Source organism: Paucibacter sp. B51, from assembly GCF_027863535.1.
Taxonomy (GTDB): Bacteria; Pseudomonadota; Gammaproteobacteria; order Burkholderiales; family Burkholderiaceae_C; genus Paucibacter_A; species Paucibacter_A aquatilis.
Genome location: NZ_JAPIVN010000001.1, coordinates 728,942 through 749,676, shown reverse-complemented (window position 1 = coordinate 749,676; position 20,735 = coordinate 728,942). Strand labels below are relative to the sequence as shown.

The window sequence follows — 20,735 nt, the reverse complement described above, 5'->3', positions numbered from 1 at the left end:
TTGAACGCGATGGGCGGGGCCCGCACCGGGCAGCGCATCGCGGCGTCTTTGGCCGTCGATGGGTAGTGGTGTCTGATGCAGTCCGGAAAAGAACAAGAGCACGCGCCAGTGCCCGCGCCGCGCGCTACCCCGGCCCTTGAAACGGCGTCGGCCGCCCAGGCCGCCTTGAGTGCGCAGTGGCAGGCCCTGTTGCTGGAGACGCCCCCAGAAGAGCAGGCCTTGCTGCGGCGTGTGGTCCAGGCTCATGCGGTCAGCTTGGCCGATCAGTTCTATGCCGCCATGCTGGAGGACGGCGAGGCGCGCGCCTTCCTCAGCCATGAAGCGGTGGAGCAGCGCCTGCATGCCTCCATGCAGCGCTGGCTGATCGAGCTGCTGGGCCTGTGGGATGGCGAACGTCTCGACGAATGCCTGGCCCGCCAACGCCAGATCGGCATCGTCCACGCCCGGGTGCGGGTGGAGCTGGTGATGCGCGGCGCGCGCCGGATCAAGGTCGGCCTGCTGGCCCTGCTGAACCAGAGCTGCGAGGACGGCCACCTGGCCGCCCGTGCGGCCCTGACGGCCCATGGCCTGATCGATCTGGCCGTGGAGCTGATGAGCGCCCAGTACGGCAGCGCCAACGACGCCGCCGTGCGCACCGACGAGGCCTACCGCAGCCATGCCGCGACCATGAATATGTCGCTGGAGCGCGAGCGCCAGCGCAACGCCCTGTTCGATTGGGAGAACCGCTTTCTGCACGCCATGATGACGGGCCAGCTGGGCCATGAGCTGGCGCGCATCGGCCAATGTTCCTTCGGCCTGTGGGTGCGGCACAAGGCCAGCGCCCTGTTCGTGCACAGCAGCGAGCTGAACAGCATCATCGAATCGCTGGACCGCATCGATCAGGTGATGCTGCCGCTGTGCCTGGCCGAGCTGGAGCAGACCCGCTACCTGACCGATGCCTTGTTCGACCAGCTTGTTCATCTCGAAGGCGGCCGCGATGCGCTGACCCAGCTGCTCAACCGCCGCTTTCTCTCGGCCATCCTGTCGCGCGAGGTGGAGCTGTGTCGCAACACCGGCCAGTCCTTCTCGGTCATCTTGCTCGATGTCGACCACTTCAAGCGCGTCAACGACCAGCACGGCCATGAAGCCGGTGACCGCCTGCTGCAGCAGCTGGCCAAAGTGCAAGTGGACAACATCCGCAGCGGCGACTTTCTCTTTCGCTACGGTGGCGAGGAGTTCCTGATCCTCTGCGTCGAGCTGAATGCCGCACAGGCGCTGCAAGTGGCCGAGAAGATCCGCCTGGCCGTGCAGGCCGAGCCGGTGGCCCTGGGTCACCAGCAGCAGCTGTCCGTGACCGTCAGCCTGGGTGTGGCCAGCCACGACGGCCACCCCGATTACCAGCGCCTGATCGACCGCGCTGACCAGGCCCTCTACCGCGCCAAGGCGGCGGGGCGCAATTGCGCGGTCAGCGCCGAGGACCACTGAGGGCGCGGCTCAGCGCCGTTCCAGCCGCAGCTGCAGGGCCTTGACCGAGGCCGCGACGGCAATGCTTGAGATCCAGACGAGCTTCTGAATCCGGTTCAGCGCCAGGTTCTTGACGGGTTATGTTTTGCCGCATACATTGCACTGCAAGGTATGTTGTTGAACAAGGTAAAGCCGTGGAAAACGAAGACTCCCAGGACAAATGGCAGATCCAGATCCGCAAAGGTGCGCTGGAGCTGGTGATCCTTGCCGCCTTGCGCGGTCCGCCGGTCTATGGCCTCGCGCTGCTGCGACATCTGCAGCAGTTCCCCACCACGGCCATCACAGAAGGCACCTTGTATCCCCTGCTCGATCGCCTCAAACGCGACGAGCTGGTCAGCGCCGACTGGATTCAGGAAGGCTCCACCCGCCCGCGCAAGTACTACCAGCTCACCGCCAAAGGTGAACAGCGACTCCAGACCCTCGCTGCCGCTTGGCAACAGTCGGTGGCCGACATCAACGCCTTGCTGACGACGCCGACTCCGGCCGCAGATCCAAGAAAAGGAACTTGACATGATTTCCCGTCAACCGATCCGAGCCTATGTCCGTGCCTTGGCCGGGCATCTCCACAGCCTCGACAAAGTCGATGCGGACGAAGTCATCCGGGAAATCGAAGGCCATCTACACGAGGTGGTGGACAACGCCGAAGAGCGCGGCGAGGCGCTCGATCTGGCGGCACTGCTGGAGGGCTTCGGCCCGCCGCAAGCACTTGCCGCCCAGTACATCGAACATCTGCGTCAGGGCACGCCACCTCCGGCCGGCTTCCGTGTGCTGAGGCGGGTCAAACAGGGTGTCAGCCGCAGCCTGTATTGGTCTATGGGTGTTTTCGGTTACTCCATCGCGGCCGGCTTGCTCTTTCTGGCGCTGGCCAAGCTCTGGTCGCCCGACTCCACAGGCGTCTGGTCGGTGGCTGGTGGCCAGTCCATTGTGGTGGCTTGGGCCGCTCAGCCTCCGGCGGAGCCGGAACTGCTGGGCTGGTGGCTGCTGCCTGTGGCGCTGGCATTGGCATTGGGCTGTGCCGAACTGACCCGGCGGGTGATGCGCGTTCTGCGACGCGGGCTGATGTAGACCGCGTAAGGCCACCCTCCTGGCCGGCAGGACGCTCCGCTTGAATCACTCGGACCCTGCTTCAGCCACTGCACTGAACGAATCGGCGGCCGGGCATGGCCGTTGGGGTTTCGCTCGCCCGCAAAAAAGGCGGAGCAAGCCAGAAACGAGGAATCCGCATGAAAAAACTCTGGACCTGGATATGGCACTTCATGGCCGTGGGCTTGGCGCTAGCAAGCCTTGCGGCCGCCGTCGGCATCTGGCATGGCGCCGATGTCCATCTCGGTGACAACATGACGGCCTACAAAGTGGGCGATGAGGGCCCGCATGTGTTTCTGGAAGGCGATCTCTGGGCGCAGAAAACCCTGCGTGGCAGCCGTGACGAGGGCTTTCATGTGGAAGAAGAAGGCCATCCGCGGCATGGGCCCTTTGCAATCGACGTGCGGTTCCCGCTCGACAACAGCCGATTCACCGTCCATGTGGAGCCGCCGGAGCCCGCAGCGGGCTTTGTCTCACCGCCCGTGCACTATCAGGACGGGGCACCGGTGTTGGCGGTGTCAGACATCGAGGGGAACTACAAGACCTTTCGCGATTTGCTGATCGCAGCGCAGGTCATCGACGCCAATCTGGATTGGAAGTTTGGCCGTGGCCATCTGGTGCTGATCGGTGACTTTGTCGACCGCGGCGCCTCGACGACGCAAGTGCTTTGGCTGATCTACAAGCTCGAGCAAGCGGCGGCTCGGCACGGTGGCCGGGTTCACTACATCCTCGGCAACCACGAGATCAAGAACCTGCAAGGCAATTTTCAGGCGGCCCACAAGAAGTACTTCAACATCGCTGGCATGCTCGGCAAGCAGCAGCACGAGTTGTTTGGTGACCAGTCCTTCATCGGCCAATGGCTGATGAGCAAGAACAGCGTCGAGCTGATCAACGGGGTCTTGTTTGCACACGGAGGCTTGCATCCGATCCTGGCCGAGCTGCCCTACACGCTGGAAGACATCAATGCCCAGGTTCGTCAGCAGTACCGGCAGATGTTCTATCCGAAGAAGGCCGCATCACGGGGGGATGTGCTGAGTGACACCTCGAAAGGCGTCGCCTGGTACCGCGGCTACTTCGAAGGCGACCTGCGTCAGGAAGATGTTGAAAAGCTGCTGAACAAGTTCCAGGCCCGGGCGATCGCAGTCGGCCACACCCCGGTGTGGAACATCAAAACCTTGTTTGACGGCAAGGTCTACGCCGTCGACGTGCGGCATCCACTGAACTACCGCTGGACCCTTCCTGCGCGCCGCTCTCAGGCCCTGAGGCTGGAAGCGGACCAAGCCTGGCGTGTACATGACGACGGTGAGCGTCAGCCCCTGTGAATCCGTCCGCGACTCATTCTCAAGCCCTCTTTTCACGGAGCCACTCATGAACCCACTGAAATTGACCCTGGCGCTGAGCGCCCTGCTGATTTGTGCCCAGCCGATCCTGGCCCAGGCTTCGCCGCAAGCCACCCCAGACGCAGCCGTGCAGGCTGCGTTCCCAACGACGAGTTCATGGAAAGGGGCGGTGACGCTGCCGAACCAGAAGGAACTCAGGGTCGAGCTGCGTCTGCAGCAGGTCAACGCGCAATGGCAAGGCAGCATCGCCATTCCTCAGCAGGGCGCCAAAGACCTGTCCCTCAAGGACATTCAGATCGAAGGCCAAGACCTGCGCTTCAGCATCGCGGACGTGAAAGGAAACCCGACCTTCGTCGGGCGTTTCGATGCAGCCGGCCGGACGATGAAGGGTGAGTTTTCTCAGGGGCCGGCCAAGATGCCCTTCGAGCTGAAGCAGGACCTCGGTGCAGCCGATAGCCAGGCCTCCACACCGGTGACGGAGCTGGCCCCGGCCGGCACCTCCAACACTTCGCGCGAGTAGGCCATGGCAAGCAAGCATCTCGCATGGGCCTTGAGTCTGGCCCTGATTGGCGCTGCGCCCAGTGGGACGAAAGCATCCGCACCCACCACCGTACCGAGTGCCTTGGCCGGCTTCGAGCAAGACGTGGAGAAAATCCGCCAGGACTGGCAGGTTCCGGGCGTGGCGGTCGTGATCGTCCAAGGCGATCAAACCCTGTACGCCAAGGGCTTTGGCTGGCGCGACGTGGCGCGGCGCCTGCCCATGACGGCCGACACCTTGATGCCCATCGGCAGCGCCAGCAAGGCGTTCACGACGGCGCTGATGGCTGGCTTGGTGGAAGAAGGCAAGCTCGCCTGGGATCAGCCGGTGCAGCGCTGGCTGCCGGAGTTCAAGCTGCATGACCGGGTGGCGGGCGAGCGGCTGACCCCGTTGGACCTGGTCACCCATCGCAGCGGACTGCCGCGGCATGACGCGCTTTGGTACAACGCCCAGCGCTCGCGCCAAGACTTGCTGCATCGTTTGCAGTACCTGGAGCCCAGCAAGGATTTGCGCGCGGCATTCCAGTACAACAACCTGCTGTTCATGGTCGCGGGTCATCTGACGGAGCGTGTGAGTGGGCAGTCCTGGGAAACCCATGTCACCCAGCGCCTGCTGCAGCCGCTCGGCATGAGGCGCAGCAACTTCAGTGTCGAACAGACCCGTGAGGATGCCGATTTCTCGCAGCCCTACCGTCTTGCCAAAAACGGTGAGCCGCAGCAAGTGGCGTTTCGCGCGCTGGATGCCATGAATCCGGCCGGGGGTCTCATCACGTCGGCGAATGAGTTGGCAGCCTGGCTGCGCCTGCATCTGAACAAGGGGCGGTTTGAAGGCCGGCAAGTTCTGAGCGCCGCTAGCATCAGCGCGCTGCAGCAAGCCCACATCAGCACCGGTGCCGAAAGCAGCCCGGATGTGATTGAACGCGGCTACACACCCGGCTGGTTCAGTGATGTGTATCGCGGGCATTTGCGCCTGCATCATGGCGGCAAGATCGACGGCTTCTCCGCGATGGTGATGTGGCTGCCGCAGGCGGGCGTCGGTCTGGCGGTGCTCACCAACTTGGAGGGTTCGCCGGTTCGCGACTTCATCGCACGCAACGCCATCGATCGCCTGTTGAAGCTGGAGGTGCGTGACGGCAGTGCGCGAGCTCTGCAAGCGCGAGTCGCACAAAAGTCGGAAATGAAGAAGGACAGTTCCCAAGCGCCAGGCGTTCGCAAGGTCGGTACCCAGGCCAGCCATCCACTGTCTGCTTACCTTGGAGATTATGAGCATCCGGCTTACGGCACGGTCTCCATCACCGAACGAGCGGGTGGCCTTCGCATGAGCCTGAACGGCAATGGTGCAAATCTGGTGCATTGGCACCACGACAGCTTTGTCGGTGAGTCCGCCGATGCAGCGGAAGATGCGGTGCTGGCCAGGCAGCGTTTGCAGTTCCTCACGGACCGCGATGGCGAGCCCGGGGCGCTGCAGATGGCGCTGGAGCCGGCCGTCAAGGACATCGTGTTCCAGCGAAAAAAGGAAACGCATCTGAGAGATCCGGCATTCCTGAAGAAGCTCACCGGCACCTTCGTGTTCGACGGCCAGCGCGAGTTCAGCATTGGCTTGCAGGACGACGCGCTGTATGCGGAGATGGCGGGCCGCCCGCGCTACGTCCTGCAGCCGGTGCGCGGGTATCGCTTTGAGCTGCAGGGCTTGAGCGGCTTCAGCATTGAATTCAAGCCCGGCAAGGATGGCCTGTTCAATCAAGCCGAGGTCGCGCGACCCGGCAGCAGTTCATTGGCGACCCGCAAGTGATCGAGGGCATCAGGGCCGCAGGGGTGCTCGCATTCAGCGCCGCTCCAGCCGCAGCTGCAGGGCCTGGCTGGGCCGCAGGGTGATGTCCAGGCGCGGCGTGGGTGGCGCCAAGCCCGGCACCGGTGCCAAGCGGTGGTGCTGCAGGATCAGGGCGCCGATCACCATCATCTCGGTCGTGGCGAAATGGCTGCCCAGGCAGACGCGCGGGCCGGCGCCGAAGGGCAGGTAGGCGCCGCGCGGGATCTCGCCGTGGCCGCTGCCGGGATCGAAGCGCTCGGGGCGGAAGGCCTCGGGCTCCTGGAACCAGCGCGGGTCGCGCTGCGTCAGCGCCGGGGTCAGGCGGATCATGGCTCCGGGCGGGATCTCGAAGCCGGCCACGCGCACCGGCGTGCTGGCAATGCGCGTGAGCAGGGCGGCGCCGGGCGGGTAGAGGCGCAAGGTCTCTTTGATGCTGCGGCTCAAACGCGGCAGCTGGGGCAGATCGGCCGCCGTGGGCGCACGCCCGGCCAGCACCTGGTCCAGCTCCTCGGCGATCGCCTGCTGCTCCTGCGGATGGCTGGCCATGCACCAGCCCCACCAGGTGAGCGCGGCGGCCGTGGTTTCGTGGCCGGCCAGAAAGGTGGTCATGCATTCGTCGCGCAGGCCGCCTTCGTCAAAGCCGCGGCCCTCGGGGTCGCGGGCCCGGATCATCATGTCCAGCAGGTCGTCGTGCGGCATGTCGTCCTCGCGGCGGCGCGCCAGCTCGCGGCGGATGAAGCCATCGAGCGTTGCCAGGGCACGCCGTTTGGGTGCTTTCCAGGGCGCCCACAGGGGGCTGCTGACGGGCCAGTAGAACTCGCCCATGGCCACCACGCTGAGCACATGCACGGCCTCGGCGGCAGCGCGGCCCTGGGCCTCGTCGCTGCGTGAGAACAGGCTGCGCAGAATCACCTCCATGGTCAGCTGGGTCATGGCGGCTTCGAAACCGAAGGCCTCGCGGCCGGCGCCTTGCCAGCGCTGCAGGGCCTGCTGGCCGGCCGCCACCATCAGCGGCAGCAGGGCGTCCACCCGCTTGGGCGCAAAGCCTGGCTGCAGCATCTGGCGCTGGCGCTTCCAGGCGCTTCCTTCAGCCACCAGCACGCTCTGGCCATGGGCCGAGGCAAAGATCTCGGTCGCGCGCGGCCAGCGGATCAGCTGCTCATGCGAGGCCACCAGCAGCTCGCGCACATGCTCGGGGTGCAGAAAGCTGAAGTCGCGGTAGACCATCAGGCGCTGCTGCACCACATCGCCCCAGCGCTGGTGCCAGCCACCCACCGTGCCGAGGTAGTCCCGGCGCATGGCGCGCATTTGCTGAAAACCGATGCCGGTGGGGCCGGGCGGCCGCGCCGCGCTTGATGTGGAGGTGGCCTGGGCGGCCTGGCCGGACTGGGTAGGCACGAAGGAAGTTTCGGGCTGATTGCTCTTGTCCATGGCGCGCATGATGCGCAGGCGGCAGGCCCCCGTCTTGAACGAATTCGACATGGCCATGGGCTTGTGCGCAGAGCGCCATCGACCCCGCAGGGTGCCGCCGTCTGGGCCCAGCGCTCTCGGCCGCGCGAGCTTGTCCCGCGCCTGCCTACACTTCCGCCATGCCCGCCGATCGCCACCCCGACACTGTCGCCCGCCTGCTGGTGCCCAGCCTGGCCCTGTCCGGCTGCCTGCGGGCCTGCCTGTGGCGGGATACCACGCGGGCGAGCGGCACGCTCAGCGAGGCACAACGCGAGAGCCACTTCGCCGCCACCCCGCTGTGCGGCCTGACCTGGACCCTGCAGGGCGGTGGCTGGGAGGTGCTGGAGGGTGGCGCGCTGCTGCCCATCGAACACCGCGCCCTGCTCGGCGGCCCGCGCAGCCGGCCGGTGCATTTCCGCTCGGACGGCGGTGTCCGCAGCTTCATGGTGGCCTTGCAACCCGAGGCCTTGCATGCGCTGACCGGCCTGGATTTGTCCGCCTTGCTGGATCGTTATGTGGCGATCGAGCAGCTGCTGCCGGGCGAGGACTGGCGCCAGCTCAACACCCAGATGCTGGCCGCGCGCGACGAGCAGGAATGCATGGCGCTGCTGGAGGCCTTTTTCCTGCCGCGCTGGCGGGCGCTGCAGCAGGAGCGGACCGCCGCCCCCGAGCGCGGCCGCTACCGCGACTGGATGCAACACCTGGCCCTGCGCGCCATCGCTGGCGGCCATGGCGCCAGCCTGCGCCAGATGGAGCGGCGCATCAAGCAATGGAGCGGCCAGAGCCTGCGCGCCCTGCGCGGCATCAGCCGGGCCGAGGCCACTTTCTTCCAGGTGCGCCGCGAGATGGAGGCCGGCGAGGTGGTCTGGAGCGCCTTGGCCCAGGACGCCGGGTACACCGACCAGGCCCACCTCTGCCGCGAAACCCGCCGCGTCACCGGCTTCAGCCCCGAGGAGCTGCGCCGGCGCATCGACGAGGAAGAGGCGTTCTGGCCGTATCGGATCTGGGCCTGAGCTCAGCGCACACCCTTTTGGGGGTATGACGGATTGGTAATAACCCGCTGCTAGCATGCGGCGGCCTCACGGGGAGGCATTTGTCATCGAGAAGTAAAACGAATGAAGAAAGCAATCGCCATGGCTGCAATGGCCATGATCTGCGGGGGAGTGTCAGCCGCCGAAGTATCAACTTACCTAGGCGGAGATTTTGGGTCCAGCACGCTCGAACTGAACCAGCAATCTGAGACCGCAAGCAGCTTTGGTGCCACCCTCGGCTACCGATTCAACGAGTACCTTGCCGTCGAACTGAAGGCGCAACGTCTGAGCAACTGGAGTCTGGATGGAGCGAACTACCGAGCCGGTGCCTTGAAAGCCTCGGTACTGGGCATCTTGCCGGTCAGCCAGCACGCCCACCTCTTTGGCCGCATCGGCTACGGGCGCAACACCTTGGAGGCATCCGCCGCTTCGTCCAAGAGCTCGCTGAGCAGGAGCCAGCTGCTGGTGGGCGCTGGCTTGAGCTATCAATTCAGCCCTCAGTGGTGCGCTCGCTTTGAACTCAATCACCAGGGCGACCAGCCCATCAGCTACAGCTTGGGCCAAGCCCGGGCGACCGTGAGCCAGTACAGCCTGGGGCTCAATTACGCCATCTGAGTGCGCCGGCGTGTCGAGCAGGAGGCGAAGTTTGGTCGGATGAGGGGTGAATCCTTGGGTGAACAAGTGAACAGGTGAGCGGGTGAACCACACGCGGCTGCGCCGCCCATTCACGACTCACGATTCACCCATTCACCTGCTCACCTCGCCAACAGCTGCCGTCTTCCTCGCTGCAGAAGGACGCCAGCAAGGCCGTGTCCAGGGCCTGGCCCGGCAGGGGCAGCTCTTCGTTGGGCCAGCGTTTGACCAGATGGCCGTTGGCCACGCCGCCGGCATGGAGCGCTTGGTAGGCGCGGCGGTGCTGCATGGTCACGCCGGCGTTGGCATTGGCGATGATGCGGCTCTCGCCCAGCTGCCAGGGCTCGAAGTAGGCGTCGGCCAGGCGGTCGACCTCGCGGAAGTAGGCGCGCGCGCCCTCGGCATCGAGCTTGCGGCGCACGGTGCGGGTGATCTGGCCTTGCAGCTGGTCCAGCGCTTCATAGCTCATGGCCTGCACGGCGGCCGGCGAGAGATCGCGGCCCTGCATCAGCGCCTGCAGCGCCGGCGCGGCCTTGAGCTCCTCGGTCAAGGCCTGCACCATGGCCGACACCACGGCATGGTGAGGCGCCACGGCGGTGGCGATGGAGCGGGTTTGCGGCTGATAAGGGCAGCGGATCTCGACAAAACGCGGCTTGGTCGGGCCCGAGCAGCCGTCGTGGTGGTAGTACTCGCCCTGGCTCAGCCGGCCCTTGCTGGAGCGGCCGCGCACATCGCGGTAGCTCGGGTGCCGGCTGTCCAGGTTCAGGCAGACGACCAGGCCGGTGGCATCGGCCAGCTGGAAAAAGGGCTCGCGCCATTCGGGCTGCAACAGGATCTCGTGCAGATAGTCGCTGGGCGCGATCGCCGCATCCGCGGCCTCGGGCTCCAGGCTTTCGATCACCAGCACGAAAGGCTTGGGCCGGCGCACGCGCCAGCGGCGGCCGGCGAAATCGAGGATGGAGGATGCAGACATGAGGGAGCGGGAGTGGCGAGGCGCCGCGAATTTTAGGCCCCCGCCTTGGCCTGCCCCGGGCCGAGACGTCGACGTGTCTATTCGAACTGCAGCTCGACGCTGAAGTTGGCCGTCAGTGCCGGCAGCACACCCGGCGCCGAGGTCCAGACGCCCGCCCAGGTCTTGCCTGTGACGGTGCCGGTCCAGACCGAACCGTTGCCATCGATCAGCTGCAGCGCGGTTGGCGTGGCGGTGCCGGAAGCGCTGAGCGGGCCGCCGACCTGGGCGATCAGGAACACATCGCTGCGGCCGTTGCACGTGAGCTTGTTGGCCTCGCTGGGCGTGCAGACGGTGTTGCTGGTCTTGTCAAAGTGGGTCGAGTAGCGGCTTTTGTTGCTCTTCACCTCGATCTTGCCGGCGGCATCCAGGGCCAGCCAGACGCGCAGGGTGGCCGGGTTGTCGGCCGGCGGGCCGCTCCAGCTGGAGCCGGGCGCTTGCCCGGGCACATTGCCGTCGCCGAACAACACGGGCACGGCAAAGCTGCCCGCACCGGTGCCGCTGGATGTGGCGGTGGCGACCTTGGCCCAGGTGCCGGTCCAGCTCAGGCCGCTCAGCATGCCGCTGAAGGTGTAGCCCTGGGCGTCCGGACCGGTCATCAGCAGGGTGGGCGTGCTTGCACCTTGCGCAGTGAACATGCCGTGCTGTGAGCTCTGGGTGATGCGGCTGGATGCGCCCACGCAGTTCTCGGCATTGGCCGCGCCGTAGGTGCAGAGCGTTTGCAGGCTGCCCTTGACCTTGTGAAAGTCGTAGGCGCCGCCGCTGATGAGGCCCTGGGCATCCAGGCTGAAGCTGACGCGCAGCGGGTAGCTCTCGCCCCCGTTGACCGACAAGGTACCCACGGCAGGCAGGGCAGCCGGGGCGCTGGAGCCGCCGCCGCTGGGGAAGGCAAAGCTGCTCAAGCGTGTGAGGGAAAAGGCGTGGCCGTCGGGGTCGATGCCTTTGACGCTGCGGCCCTCGGCCGACAGGGTGGCGCTGAAGCTGCCGGGCTGGTCGGCGCTGTTCAGGGCCAGGCCCTGGAGCGTGATCGTGCCGTCGGCGGCGCGGCTGGCGCCCATCACCGTGGCGAAGTCTCGCGGATGGTTGTTGCTGTCGGTTCGCTCGACAAAGCTCGTGCTGCTGCAGTTGGCATCGCTGTGCTCACGCACGATGGAGCGCGCGAACTGCACGCGATTGGCGCTGACCTTCTGGATGTCCCACACCCGGAGCCGGCCCTGACCATCGCAGGGCATCTGCCAGAAACCGGTCAGGGTGTCGGTGGCGATCAGCACCAGCGGGTTGGCGTTCAGGCTCGAGGCCTGGCTCCAGAAATGGGTCAGCGCGGCGCTGTTGGAAACCAGGGTGAGTGCCGGCAGGTCTTTGCTGAGGCTGCTGCTCAAGCTGCTGCCTGGCTTGGACAGATCGGCGGCGCTCACCAGCTTGGCGGCAGTGTCGGCCGCGATGGTGATGCCGTTGGCGGGGTTGCGATCGCTGTCCAGCGACTGCAGGGCCACCAGGATGTTCTGGACTGCAGCCGGGTCGGTGCTCAGGTCCGCCGGAGTGACGACGGCGGGGGCGCTGGAGCTGCCCAGCGTCAACGCGCCGATCTTGAAGCTGACGGTCTTGCCCTCGGGGTAGCTGAACTGACCTTGCGCATCGGTGACGCCGACCTTGGTGCCTTCGACCCACACCTCCAGGCCCTGCACGGCAGAGTCCGTGAACACGCCGGTCTTGACCGGCACCGGCGTGGGTGCCGGTGCGGGTGCAGGCGAGGGCGAGGGGACCGGAGCGGGTGTGGGCGAGGCACTGTCGCTGCTCCCTCCGCCTCCGCCGCAAGCGGACAGCAGACAGAGCAGCGAGGCTGCCGCCAGCCCAGCGGTCCAAGCCGCTGTGCGCTCCCTTCTTGCCGCAGCCCGGTGCGGCAGCGGCCTCGCGGCGGGTCGAGGGCAGCTTGTGCTCAGCGAGCTTTGTGTGGGCTTGGTCGGGTGCTTCATATCTAGCGTGGCTTTGCGGCATGGGCCCATGCCTGGAAGGTTGCCCGCCGCTCTGGCAGGCTTGTGAGGTGAGAGTCACAAGCCGCCAAAAGCTCAGCCCCTGAAGTGCGGGGGCGGGAAAGCACGGGGGTCAGGTCTTGCGGCTGCCTACCAGGCGTCAAGGGGGGCAGGGCGCCGGGGGGCCGAGGCCCATGAGCAGTGGGTCAAGGGCCGAGGATCAGGTTGACGCTGAAGCTGCCTGAGCCGGTCAGGCTGGAGTTGGGCGTGGCCACCTTGGTCCAGGTTCCGCTCCACACCATGCCCTGCACCCGGCCGTTGAAGCTGTAGCCGTAGGAATCGGCCGCCATGTTCAGCGTCACCTCGGCGTTGCTGCCGTTCTTGTTCAGCGGGCCGCTTTGCGTGGCCGTGCCAAAGCTGTTGCTGGCGCCGATGCAGCTGATGTCGCCGCTGAAGGTGCAGGGCGTCTGCGTGCCCTTGAGCTTGTGGAAGTCATAGCCGCCGCCGGTCAGCTGGCCGGTGCTGCTGAGCGTCAGGTTGACGCGCAGCGGGTAGCTCTCGCCATCGCTGCCGATCAGCAAGTTGCTGCCGGGGCCGGCCGGCGCCATATTGCTGGTGTAGACGTTGACGCGCCAGCCGCTCACCCGCGCGGTGCTGCCCACTCCTTCCAGCACGACCATGCGGCCCTGGCGGTTCTGCAGCAGCTTCCACTCGCGCACCGTGCTGCCGCGCTGCAGGCGCAGGGCGCCGTCCGCCGTGAGGCTCCAGCTCAGCGGGAAGCGGGTTTCGCTGCCGTCCGGGTTGCGCTGCACCTGGTTGCCCACCCCGCGGCTGCCGATCTCGAAGGAAATTTCGGGCGCAAAGCCATGCTGCCAGCGGCTGTAGATCCAGGGGCTGTCGCTGAAGACCTGGCCTTCCACGCCCACGGCCGCCACTTCATGGGCGCGCCGCGTGGCGCCGTCCTGGGTGTCCACGGCGATCAGATACTTCATGCCCAGGCTGTCGTCATTGGCCAGCTCGGCATAGCTGCGTTCGAACACCGGCGTGCTGAGGATGAATCGGCCCTCGCTGAGGCGCCATTTGAACTGCGTGCCGCTGCGCAGCAGGCGGGCGGTGTCGGCGCCGGTGAACTCGAGGATGTCGGCGCCATGGCCATCGTCGATGGACTGCACGCCGGCGATGCGCTCGCCCACTTGGAAGCCCCCAGCCAGCGGCGTCAGCTGTTTGGCATCGCTGGCCTTGACCAGGCCTGAGGCCGTCCACTGTTCCTTGCGGATCTGGCCCGCCTGCGGGCCGCTGAGCACCTTCTCGCGGGTGCGCAGGCTCAGCGCCTGGGTGCCGCCGTCGAGGTCACCGGTCAGCTGGCGAAAGCGCAGGCCGGTGATCTCGTAGCGCAGCTGCACTTGCACCTGCTGGCCGGTGCCGGGGTCGAGCTCGCTGGTGACGCTGGTGCGGCCGTAGGGCTGGTCCAGCGTCAGCGTGACGCCCTCGGCATCGGCAACCCAGCTGGCCGATTCACCGAACTGGCTGTTGAGTACGCGCGCCTTGCCGTCCGGCTGGAAGTCGATGACGAAGCCTCCCGAGGTGTTCAGCGTCTGCACCGATTGCACCAGGCGGAAGGCCTGGCTGGGCGCAAAGCTTGGCGCTGCGGCACCAAGGCCCTCGCCCGCGCTGACCTCGCGCAGCGCTGCCTGATACGCGCTGCTGTTGCTGCTGGATTGCTGGTTGAGGAAGGCGCTCACGGCGCCAGAGGCCTGGCCGACCAGGGCGGCGGTGTCGGCAATGCCGGCGGGCAGTGCGGCGCCCTTGTCCACCACCAGCTTGATGGCCAGGGCCATGTCCTGCAGGCGCTCGCCCGAGACCTGGCGGCTCAGGCTCTTGATCTGGGCCAGGGTGGTGGGCAGCTGGTTCTGGTTGGCCTCGCGCATCAAGACCTGCAGCGCCGTGCTGTAGTGGCTGATCGTGGTGCCGGCGGCCTGGCTCGCACCCAGCACCCCGTCCTTGTCCGCCAGCCTGGCCAGGCTGGCCAGGTCGCCCAGGCTGCTGCTCAGCCTGACATGGCTTTGCGCTCCGGCGCCGCTGGCGCTGAGCTGGATGGGCTCGCTGACGCTGTCACTGAGCACGGTCAGGCGATAGGCGCCATTGCCATCGGCCGTGGCGCTGAAGCTCTTGCCGCCCACGCTGGCGCTGACCTGCGCATTCGCGATCGGCCCGTCGCTGACCAAGCCTTGCAAGGTCAGCGCCGCCTGCACCTTGAGGTTGACGTTGATGCTGGCCTTGCCGCCGTCCTCGGCCTGGGCGGTGTAGCTGAAGCTGTCCGGGCCCACATAACCGGCCACCGGCGTGTACTCCAGCTCGTTGCCGACGATCTTCACCGTGCCATGGCTGGGCGTGCCCACCGCCGCCAAGCTCAGGCTGCCCTTGCTGGCACTGTCATTGGCCAGGGGCTTGAGCACAAACGCCTTGTTCCAGGGCAGGCTGGCCTCGTCGGCGCTCAGGGACAGCGCAATCGGTGCGGGCGCTGGGGCAGGCGTGGGGCTCTCGCCTCCACCGCCGCCACAGGCGGAAAGCAATAGCAGTGATAGCGGCGACAGCGCCGCCGACAGGCCCAGGCGGGCCGGTCGCGGCGGGGCCACGAGAGGACGTTGAGAAAGACGGGGCGACAGTTTCGGATGCATGTGCAGCTCAACTCACAAACAAGGCTCGGCATGGACCCATGCCTGAAAGGCTGCCCACCGCTGTGGCGGGCTTATGAGGTGAGAGTGGGCGGCCGGAGAAACCTCAGGCACTGAAGTGCGGGGGAGGGAAAGCCCTGGGGTCAGGTCTTGCCATCGTGCGTCGTGAATCTGGAAATGAGCAGTCGTCCAACACGTCAAGCTGTCAGTTCTTACAGATGGACGAACCCGCAGGGCATGGGCAGATTGGCGCCCGGGACAAACGCGGGCTTTGGATCAGCTCCAATTCAGCGCGTTTGGCGACATTAAGCAGAGAACCACAACAGGTTCCGCGACCGAACCGTGAGCGCAGCCACCAGGCCGCCCGGATCTTGACGAGGGAGTGAGTCATCAAATGGGTGAGCTTTCATCAACGCCTGTGCGTGGGGCCGTGGTGCGCCTGCGCGCTTTGTGGGTGGCCGTGTTTGGGCTGTCAGTCTGCGTTTCCGCAGGAGCGGCAACGTACTACGAGGAGCAGGGGCAGCTTGTGCGTGCAGGGCGTTCGGTGACGGCGCTCGGACCGGATCTGTTTGGTGACAAGGTCAACCACTACAACGGCGGTCTGCAGTTCGTACAGACGGATGTCGCCCTGCCAGGAAACGGCAGCTTGCCTGTGGCAGTGGGGCGTCGGTTCACCGGCGGGGGGCCTTTGGACCTGGCCAATGGACATTTTGGCAGGTGGGATCTGGAGATTCCCCGGGTCCATGGTGTTTTCGCCGCAGGCTCGGGCTTCAAAAATGGCTGGAACGGAACCGACCGGTGCACGAGGTTTTCTGCCCCGCCTCCGTTTGTTACCGGCTCACTGAATGAAGGAGCTTGGGTACCACGTGAGTATTGGCGTGGAACCCATCTGTACGTGCCTGGGATCGGTGATCAAGAGATTTTGGCACGGTCATCCGAATACTCAGGCGCTCCTGCAGATGGCAATAGCTACCCTTTGGTCACGCGAGACAAATGGGTGATTCGCTGTACTCCACTCGCCAGAGGTGCGGGTGAGGGGTTCATTGCCGTGTCTCCAGAAGGCACGGAGTACCGATTCGACTGGATGGTGTCACGGACGATCTTGCCGATAGAGCGTCCGGGGGCAACGCCTGGTGATGATCTGGCGGCGAATGAGTCTGCAGCGGAGTTGGCCGGCAGTGGTCGACCCGTGGAGTACATCCTGAACCGTCAGGCGGTGTGGATTCTGCCCTCACAGGTGAAGGATCGGTTCGGCAACACGGTTCGGTATGAATATTCAGCCAGCCAGCCCTGGCAACTGCTGAGAATGCAGGCCAGTGATGGGAGGACTCTGAACTTCAGCTATGTGAATAGCACGTCAAACCGCATCAACACGGTGACCGATGGGAGCAGGACCTGGACTTACCTGTATGACCAGGACGGCGATCTACAGAATGCGGTGTTGCCAGATCAGAGTCGTTGGACATTCTCTGGCGCGAAGTTCTTCCTTTCGACCGATGGGATCTATGTCGGTTCGCCGGCCTGCGAAGGCTCGGGCATGGTCAATACCTTGTCCAGGACCCTGACCATGACGCATCCGAGCGGCATGGTTGGGCAATTCACGGTGACCAACACCGAGCATGCCCGTGCTTTTGTAGAAAAGCGCTGCTTTGGGACGGGCGGCATCTACAGCAACTCGCCGCCGTATTACGCCATCCCATCTTTGACCAGCAAGCAGGTTTCTGGTCCCGGGTCAGCATCCCTCACCTGGAGCTATAGCTACAGCAGCGCAGCGGGTTCAGGGAGCTACTCCACATGCACTGGAAACTGCCCGGAATCCCGATGGACGCAAGTGACGGAGCCGGGAGGTTCGCAAAAAAGGTTCACTTACGGCATCCGTGCCGACAGGAACGAAGGCCTTTTGTTGCAGGTTGATCACCTCAGCGCCAGTGGAGTTACTTTGCGTTCCGACGCAACGTCCTACCGCGCCTGGAATGCGGGCCCTTATCCCTCCAAGATGGGAACGAGCATGATCAACTTCGGGAACGACGCGCCGAGCACGCGCCTCTTTCCTGCTGAACAAAAGACGGTTTCACTTCAAGGCAGCACCTTTACTTGGCGCGTTGACAGTTTCGATTCACTGGCCCGCCCATTGACCGTGACCCGTTCGGGCCCGGGCGGCAGCCGCAGCGAGACGACCAGCTACGCGGACAACACCAACCTCTGGGTTCTTGGCCAGATCGACACCATCACCTCCAATGGCCAGACGGTGGTGGACAACGACTACTTCCCCAGCAACGCCATGCTGCGCAGCAGCAGCAAGTTCGGGGTCTTTCAGCACAGCTTCACCTACAACACCGACGGCACGCTGGCCAGCCGCACCGATGGTCGCGACTACACCACCTACTTTGACAACTACAGGCGCGGAGTGCCACAGGTCGTGCGCTACCCAGATGGCAGCAGCGAGTCCGCGGTGGTGAATGACCTGGGTCTCGTGACCAGCGTCACCGGTGCCGCCGGTTACACCTCGGGCTATGGTTACGACAGCATGGGCCGCTTGGCCAGCATCAGCCCGCCTTCGGGCTGGGCGGTGACCAGCCTGAGTTTCGAGCAGGTATGGGCACCGGAGTACGGCCTGCCTGCCGGCCACTGGCGCCAGACCATCAGCAAGGGCAATGCCCGCACCATCACGTACTACGACGCGTTCTGGCGGCCGGTGATGACGCGCAGCTTTGATGCGGGGGACGAGGCCAACACCCGCAAGGTCACGGTCAAATCGTATGACGCTGACGGTCGTGTGACTTTTGAGAGTTACCCGCAGCGTGATTTCAGCACGGTGGCGGTCACCTCACCCGGCAAGCGCAGCAGCTACGACGCCCTCGGCCGCCTCAAGCAGCAAGATGCCGACAGTGAACTCGGTACCCTGAGCAGCACGACCGAGTACCTCAGTGGCTTTCAGGTCCGCCACACCAACCCGCGCGGCAAGCAAAGCACACAAACCCTGTGGGCGCTGGACAACCCATCTGAGGCCCAGCTCAGCGCCATCAGCGTGCCGGCCGGTGGCGGCCTGCCTGGGGGTATGAGCGTCAGCATCGCGCGCGATGCCTTTGGCAAGCCCACCAGCATCACCCGCAGCGGCAATGGCGCCAGTGTCACGCGCAGCTACGTCTATGACTCCGGCCAGCGCCTGTGCAAGACCGTGGAGCCCGAGGTCGGCGCCACCATCCAGGACTATGACGCCGCCGGCAATATCGCCTGGCGTGCGCCGGGCGTGGGCTACACCGGCCTGGGCAGCTGTGACCAGGCCAGCGTGCCGGCCGCTGCGCGCATCAGCCATGGCTACGACGCCGTCAACCAACTGACCAGCACCAGCTACGGCGATGGCAGCCCCAGTGTCACGCGCGCCTACTGGCCCGATGGCAAGCTCAAGACCGTGAGCACCGGCAGCGGTGACAGCTGGAGCTACAGCTACAACGCCCTGCGCCTGCTGGACAACGAAACCTTCAGCTATGCCGGCCAGAGCTTTGCCTTCAGCTGGGGCTACGACGGCAACGGCAGCCTCAGCAGCCTGAGCTACCCCACGGGCGGCCCCGTCATCACCTACCTGCCCAATGCCCTGGGCGAGCCCAGCCGCGTGGGCGGCTACGCCACGGCCGTGAAGTTCCACCCCAACGGCGCTGTGTCCGACTACACCTTGGGCAACGGCATTGCCCACAGCCTGACGCAGAACCTGCGCGGCCTGCCCCTGGTGAACCGCGACGCCGGGGTGATGCAAGACCAGTACAGCTACGACGCCAATGGCAACGTCACTACCATTGCCGATCAGCAGGAAGCGGTGTTCAGCCGTGCGATGACGTACGACGATCTGGATCGGCTGTGGACGGCCAACGCTCCGGGCGTCTGGGGCAATGCCACGTACACGTATGACGCGGTGGACAACCTGCGTACGGCCTCCGTCGGCAGCCGCAGCAGCACGCTGAACTACGACGGCAGCAATCGCCTGAGCAGCATCGTCACCAACGGCAGCCAGACCAACTACGGCTACGACGCCCGCGGCAACATCAGCAGCAAGGGCGGCCAGAGTTTTGCGTTCGATCTGGGCAACCGCCTCAGCAGCGCCAGCCTGGGCGGCGGCTACACCTACGACGGCCACGGCCGCCGCTTCCGCGTGGCCAGCAGCGACGGCAGCACCCGCTTGCAGCTTTACAGTCAGGCCGGGCAGATCCTCTGGGCCACCAGCAACGGCGGGCCCCGGCCGGCGGGCAGCACGGCCTACATCTATTTGGGCGGCAAGCAGATCGCCGAGTGGGCCAGCGCCGGCAATCAGACGCAGTATGTGCACACCGATGCGCTGGGCAGCCCGGTGGCGCACACGAATGCCTCAGGTGGCCTGATGAACCGCACGCGGTTTGAGCCTTATGGCTTCACGGCGGCGGGCACGAAGCCGGGGCCGAACACCAGCAGCATTGGCTTCACGGGGCATGTGAATGATCCGGAGACGGATCTGGTGTACATGCAGCAGCGGTATTACGACCCGATTGCGGGAAGGTTCCTTAGCGTCGATCCCATCGTCACGGATGCCAGCTCTGGAAAGAGCTTCGGGCGGTATCACTACGCTGAAGGCAACCCTTACAAGTACAAGGATCCGGACGGCCGGGCGATTGAGACGGCTTGGGATGTGGCCAGCCTTGTGCTCAGCGTTAGAGAGTTCAGCAACAGCCCTTCGTTAGGCAATGCGCTCGGCGTAGCTGTCGATGCTGCAGCAGTAATTCTTCCTGGCATACCGGGTGGGGTTGGTGCGATTCGGGCGATGGGCAATGCCGCTGAGGCCACGGGTCGTGCTGCAAAAACTGAGGTTCACCACGTTGTTCCTCAAACAGATAAGCGAGCGGCAGAAGCTCGGGATGTCATGAAGAGTCATGGCATCGATCCAAAGACCGAGGCAACCAACAAGGTTGCAATTCCTGGCGACAAGCATGACATCACCAAGCGCGACAGCTATGTTCGGGACACAAACCAGCGTGTCGCAGCGCAACCGAATGGAGATGCAGTCAAGGCCGAGTGCTGCAAAATTGCGGACAACCTGAAGAAGTCGACAGTCGATGAACTCAACAAACAATATCCTTCCAAGTGATGGAAGCCCTCGATGCTTCCTAGTTGATGAAGAAGTGGATCGCTACCGCTGGGTCGGCCGACTCACAGAGGAAGATGGGGCAAATCTGGTGAGGGTTCGCTACTCGCCAGTGGCTTCGACTTGGCGCCCGATCGGCGTCGAGTGGATTCCAGAGACAAAGCGTAGGCCTACCTGTGACTTCCCAATCTTCTATTCGACTGTTCGGTGCTTTAGTCGCCGTGCTCTAGAGGCGCTCGCCTCATGCATAAATGGTGGGCTGGAGGTTCTTCCACTAGATGGCCTCGATGATGCCTACGTTGGGGTGCATTGCATTCGCTGGCTTGAAGGTGCCGCGAATCTGGAGGGAGTTGATCAAGACAAGGTCAGCATCCACTCGGCCAACTTCGTCCCGCGTCTTGAAGCAAAAGCGATTGAGAGATATGACCTGTTCGGCGTGCCAGAAATGATTACCAAGCTGTTCGTTAGTGAGCGATTCAAAAATGCTGTCGAACAGAATGGGCTGGTAGGGTTCCGGTTCCGGGAAGTTCCCCTCTGCTAGTTGCATGTCCGCAAGAGGGTCAGGCCTTAAACCTGAAGGCAAGA

The 20,735-nt window shown here is 64.9% G+C and carries 14 protein-coding genes; 10 read left to right on the top strand and 4 right to left on the bottom strand.

Going from position 1 to position 20,735, the window contains the following annotated elements; genetic code table 11:
* The first annotated feature begins 108 nt into the window (after nucleotides 1-108).
* The 6 genes from OOB33_RS03180 to OOB33_RS03155 all read left to right on the top strand — a co-directional run bounded on the left by OOB33_RS03180 (nucleotide 109) and on the right by OOB33_RS03155 (nucleotide 6,255).
* Entirely contained in the window at nucleotides 109-1,464 is a 1,356-nt protein-coding gene (locus tag OOB33_RS03180) for a GGDEF domain-containing protein (protein WP_271007631.1), read from the top strand.
* Between the two features lie 173 nt (nucleotides 1,465-1,637).
* Nucleotides 1,638-2,012: a PadR family transcriptional regulator gene (locus OOB33_RS03175; protein ID WP_223696618.1), complete on the top strand. Its 375-nt coding sequence runs from the start codon at nucleotides 1,638-1,640 to the stop codon at nucleotides 2,010-2,012.
* Nucleotide 2,013: 1 nt separating this feature from the next.
* Nucleotides 2,014-2,568, top strand: a complete 555-nt coding sequence (locus OOB33_RS03170; protein WP_102768914.1) for an HAAS signaling domain-containing protein — start codon at nucleotides 2,014-2,016, stop codon at nucleotides 2,566-2,568.
* A 158-nt stretch (nucleotides 2,569-2,726) separates the two neighbouring features.
* On the top strand, nucleotides 2,727-3,908 hold the full coding sequence (locus OOB33_RS03165) for a metallophosphoesterase (protein ID WP_271007630.1): 1,182 nt from the start codon (nucleotides 2,727-2,729) through the stop codon (nucleotides 3,906-3,908).
* A gap of 61 nt (nucleotides 3,909-3,969) precedes the next feature.
* On the top strand, nucleotides 3,970-4,446 hold the full coding sequence (locus OOB33_RS03160; RefSeq protein WP_271007629.1) for a hypothetical protein: 477 nt from the start codon (nucleotides 3,970-3,972) through the stop codon (nucleotides 4,444-4,446).
* Nucleotides 4,447-4,449: 3 nt separating this feature from the next.
* Nucleotides 4,450-6,255 carry a serine hydrolase gene (locus OOB33_RS03155; protein WP_271007628.1) on the top strand — a complete coding sequence of 602 codons (1,806 nt, stop codon included), beginning with the start codon at nucleotides 4,450-4,452 and terminating at the stop codon, nucleotides 6,253-6,255.
* 33 nt (nucleotides 6,256-6,288) lie between these two features.
* On the opposite strand, the gene OOB33_RS03150 is transcribed toward OOB33_RS03155, so the two are convergent.
* Nucleotides 6,289-7,755: a cytochrome P450 gene (locus tag OOB33_RS03150; RefSeq protein ID WP_271007627.1), complete on the bottom strand. Its 1,467-nt coding sequence runs from the start codon at nucleotides 7,753-7,755 to the stop codon at nucleotides 6,289-6,291.
* 107 nt (nucleotides 7,756-7,862) lie between these two features.
* Here OOB33_RS03150 and OOB33_RS03145 point away from each other — a divergent pair, with 107 nt between their 5' ends.
* Together OOB33_RS03145 and OOB33_RS03140 are read left to right on the top strand one after the other, a co-directional pair.
* Nucleotides 7,863-8,735 (top strand): helix-turn-helix domain-containing protein, encoded by an 873-nt coding sequence (locus OOB33_RS03145; protein ID WP_271007626.1) that lies wholly within the window; start codon nucleotides 7,863-7,865, stop codon nucleotides 8,733-8,735.
* A 102-nt stretch (nucleotides 8,736-8,837) separates the two neighbouring features.
* The gene (locus tag OOB33_RS03140; RefSeq protein WP_271007625.1) at nucleotides 8,838-9,368 is read left to right on the top strand and encodes an outer membrane beta-barrel protein; all 531 of its coding nucleotides are present in this window, start codon (nucleotides 8,838-8,840) and stop codon (nucleotides 9,366-9,368) included.
* Nucleotides 9,369-9,492: 124 nt separating this feature from the next.
* Here the strand turns inward: OOB33_RS03140 and OOB33_RS03135 are convergent, their stop codons facing one another.
* The 3 genes from OOB33_RS03135 to OOB33_RS03125 all read right to left on the bottom strand — a co-directional run bounded on the left by OOB33_RS03135 (nucleotide 9,493) and on the right by OOB33_RS03125 (nucleotide 15,001).
* Complete coding sequence (locus OOB33_RS03135; protein ID WP_271007624.1) at nucleotides 9,493-10,359, bottom strand: hypothetical protein; 867 nt, start codon at nucleotides 10,357-10,359, stop codon at nucleotides 9,493-9,495.
* A 77-nt stretch (nucleotides 10,360-10,436) separates the two neighbouring features.
* Entirely contained in the window at nucleotides 10,437-12,116 is a 1,680-nt protein-coding gene (locus tag OOB33_RS03130; RefSeq protein ID WP_271007623.1) for a hypothetical protein, read from the bottom strand.
* Between the two features lie 455 nt (nucleotides 12,117-12,571).
* Entirely contained in the window at nucleotides 12,572-15,001 is a 2,430-nt protein-coding gene (locus OOB33_RS03125; protein ID WP_271007622.1) for an Ig-like domain-containing protein, read from the bottom strand.
* Nucleotides 15,002-15,434: 433 nt separating this feature from the next.
* Here OOB33_RS03125 and OOB33_RS03120 point away from each other — a divergent pair, with 433 nt between their 5' ends.
* Nucleotides 15,435-20,153, top strand: a complete 4,719-nt coding sequence (locus tag OOB33_RS03120) for an RHS repeat domain-containing protein (RefSeq protein WP_271007621.1) — start codon at nucleotides 15,435-15,437, stop codon at nucleotides 20,151-20,153.
* Complete coding sequence (locus OOB33_RS24495; protein WP_442952986.1) at nucleotides 20,122-20,691, top strand: double-CXXCG motif protein; 570 nt, start codon at nucleotides 20,122-20,124, stop codon at nucleotides 20,689-20,691. The genes OOB33_RS03120 and OOB33_RS24495 overlap by 32 nt, the downstream gene beginning before the upstream one ends.
* Nucleotides 20,692-20,735: the final 44 nt, after the last annotated feature.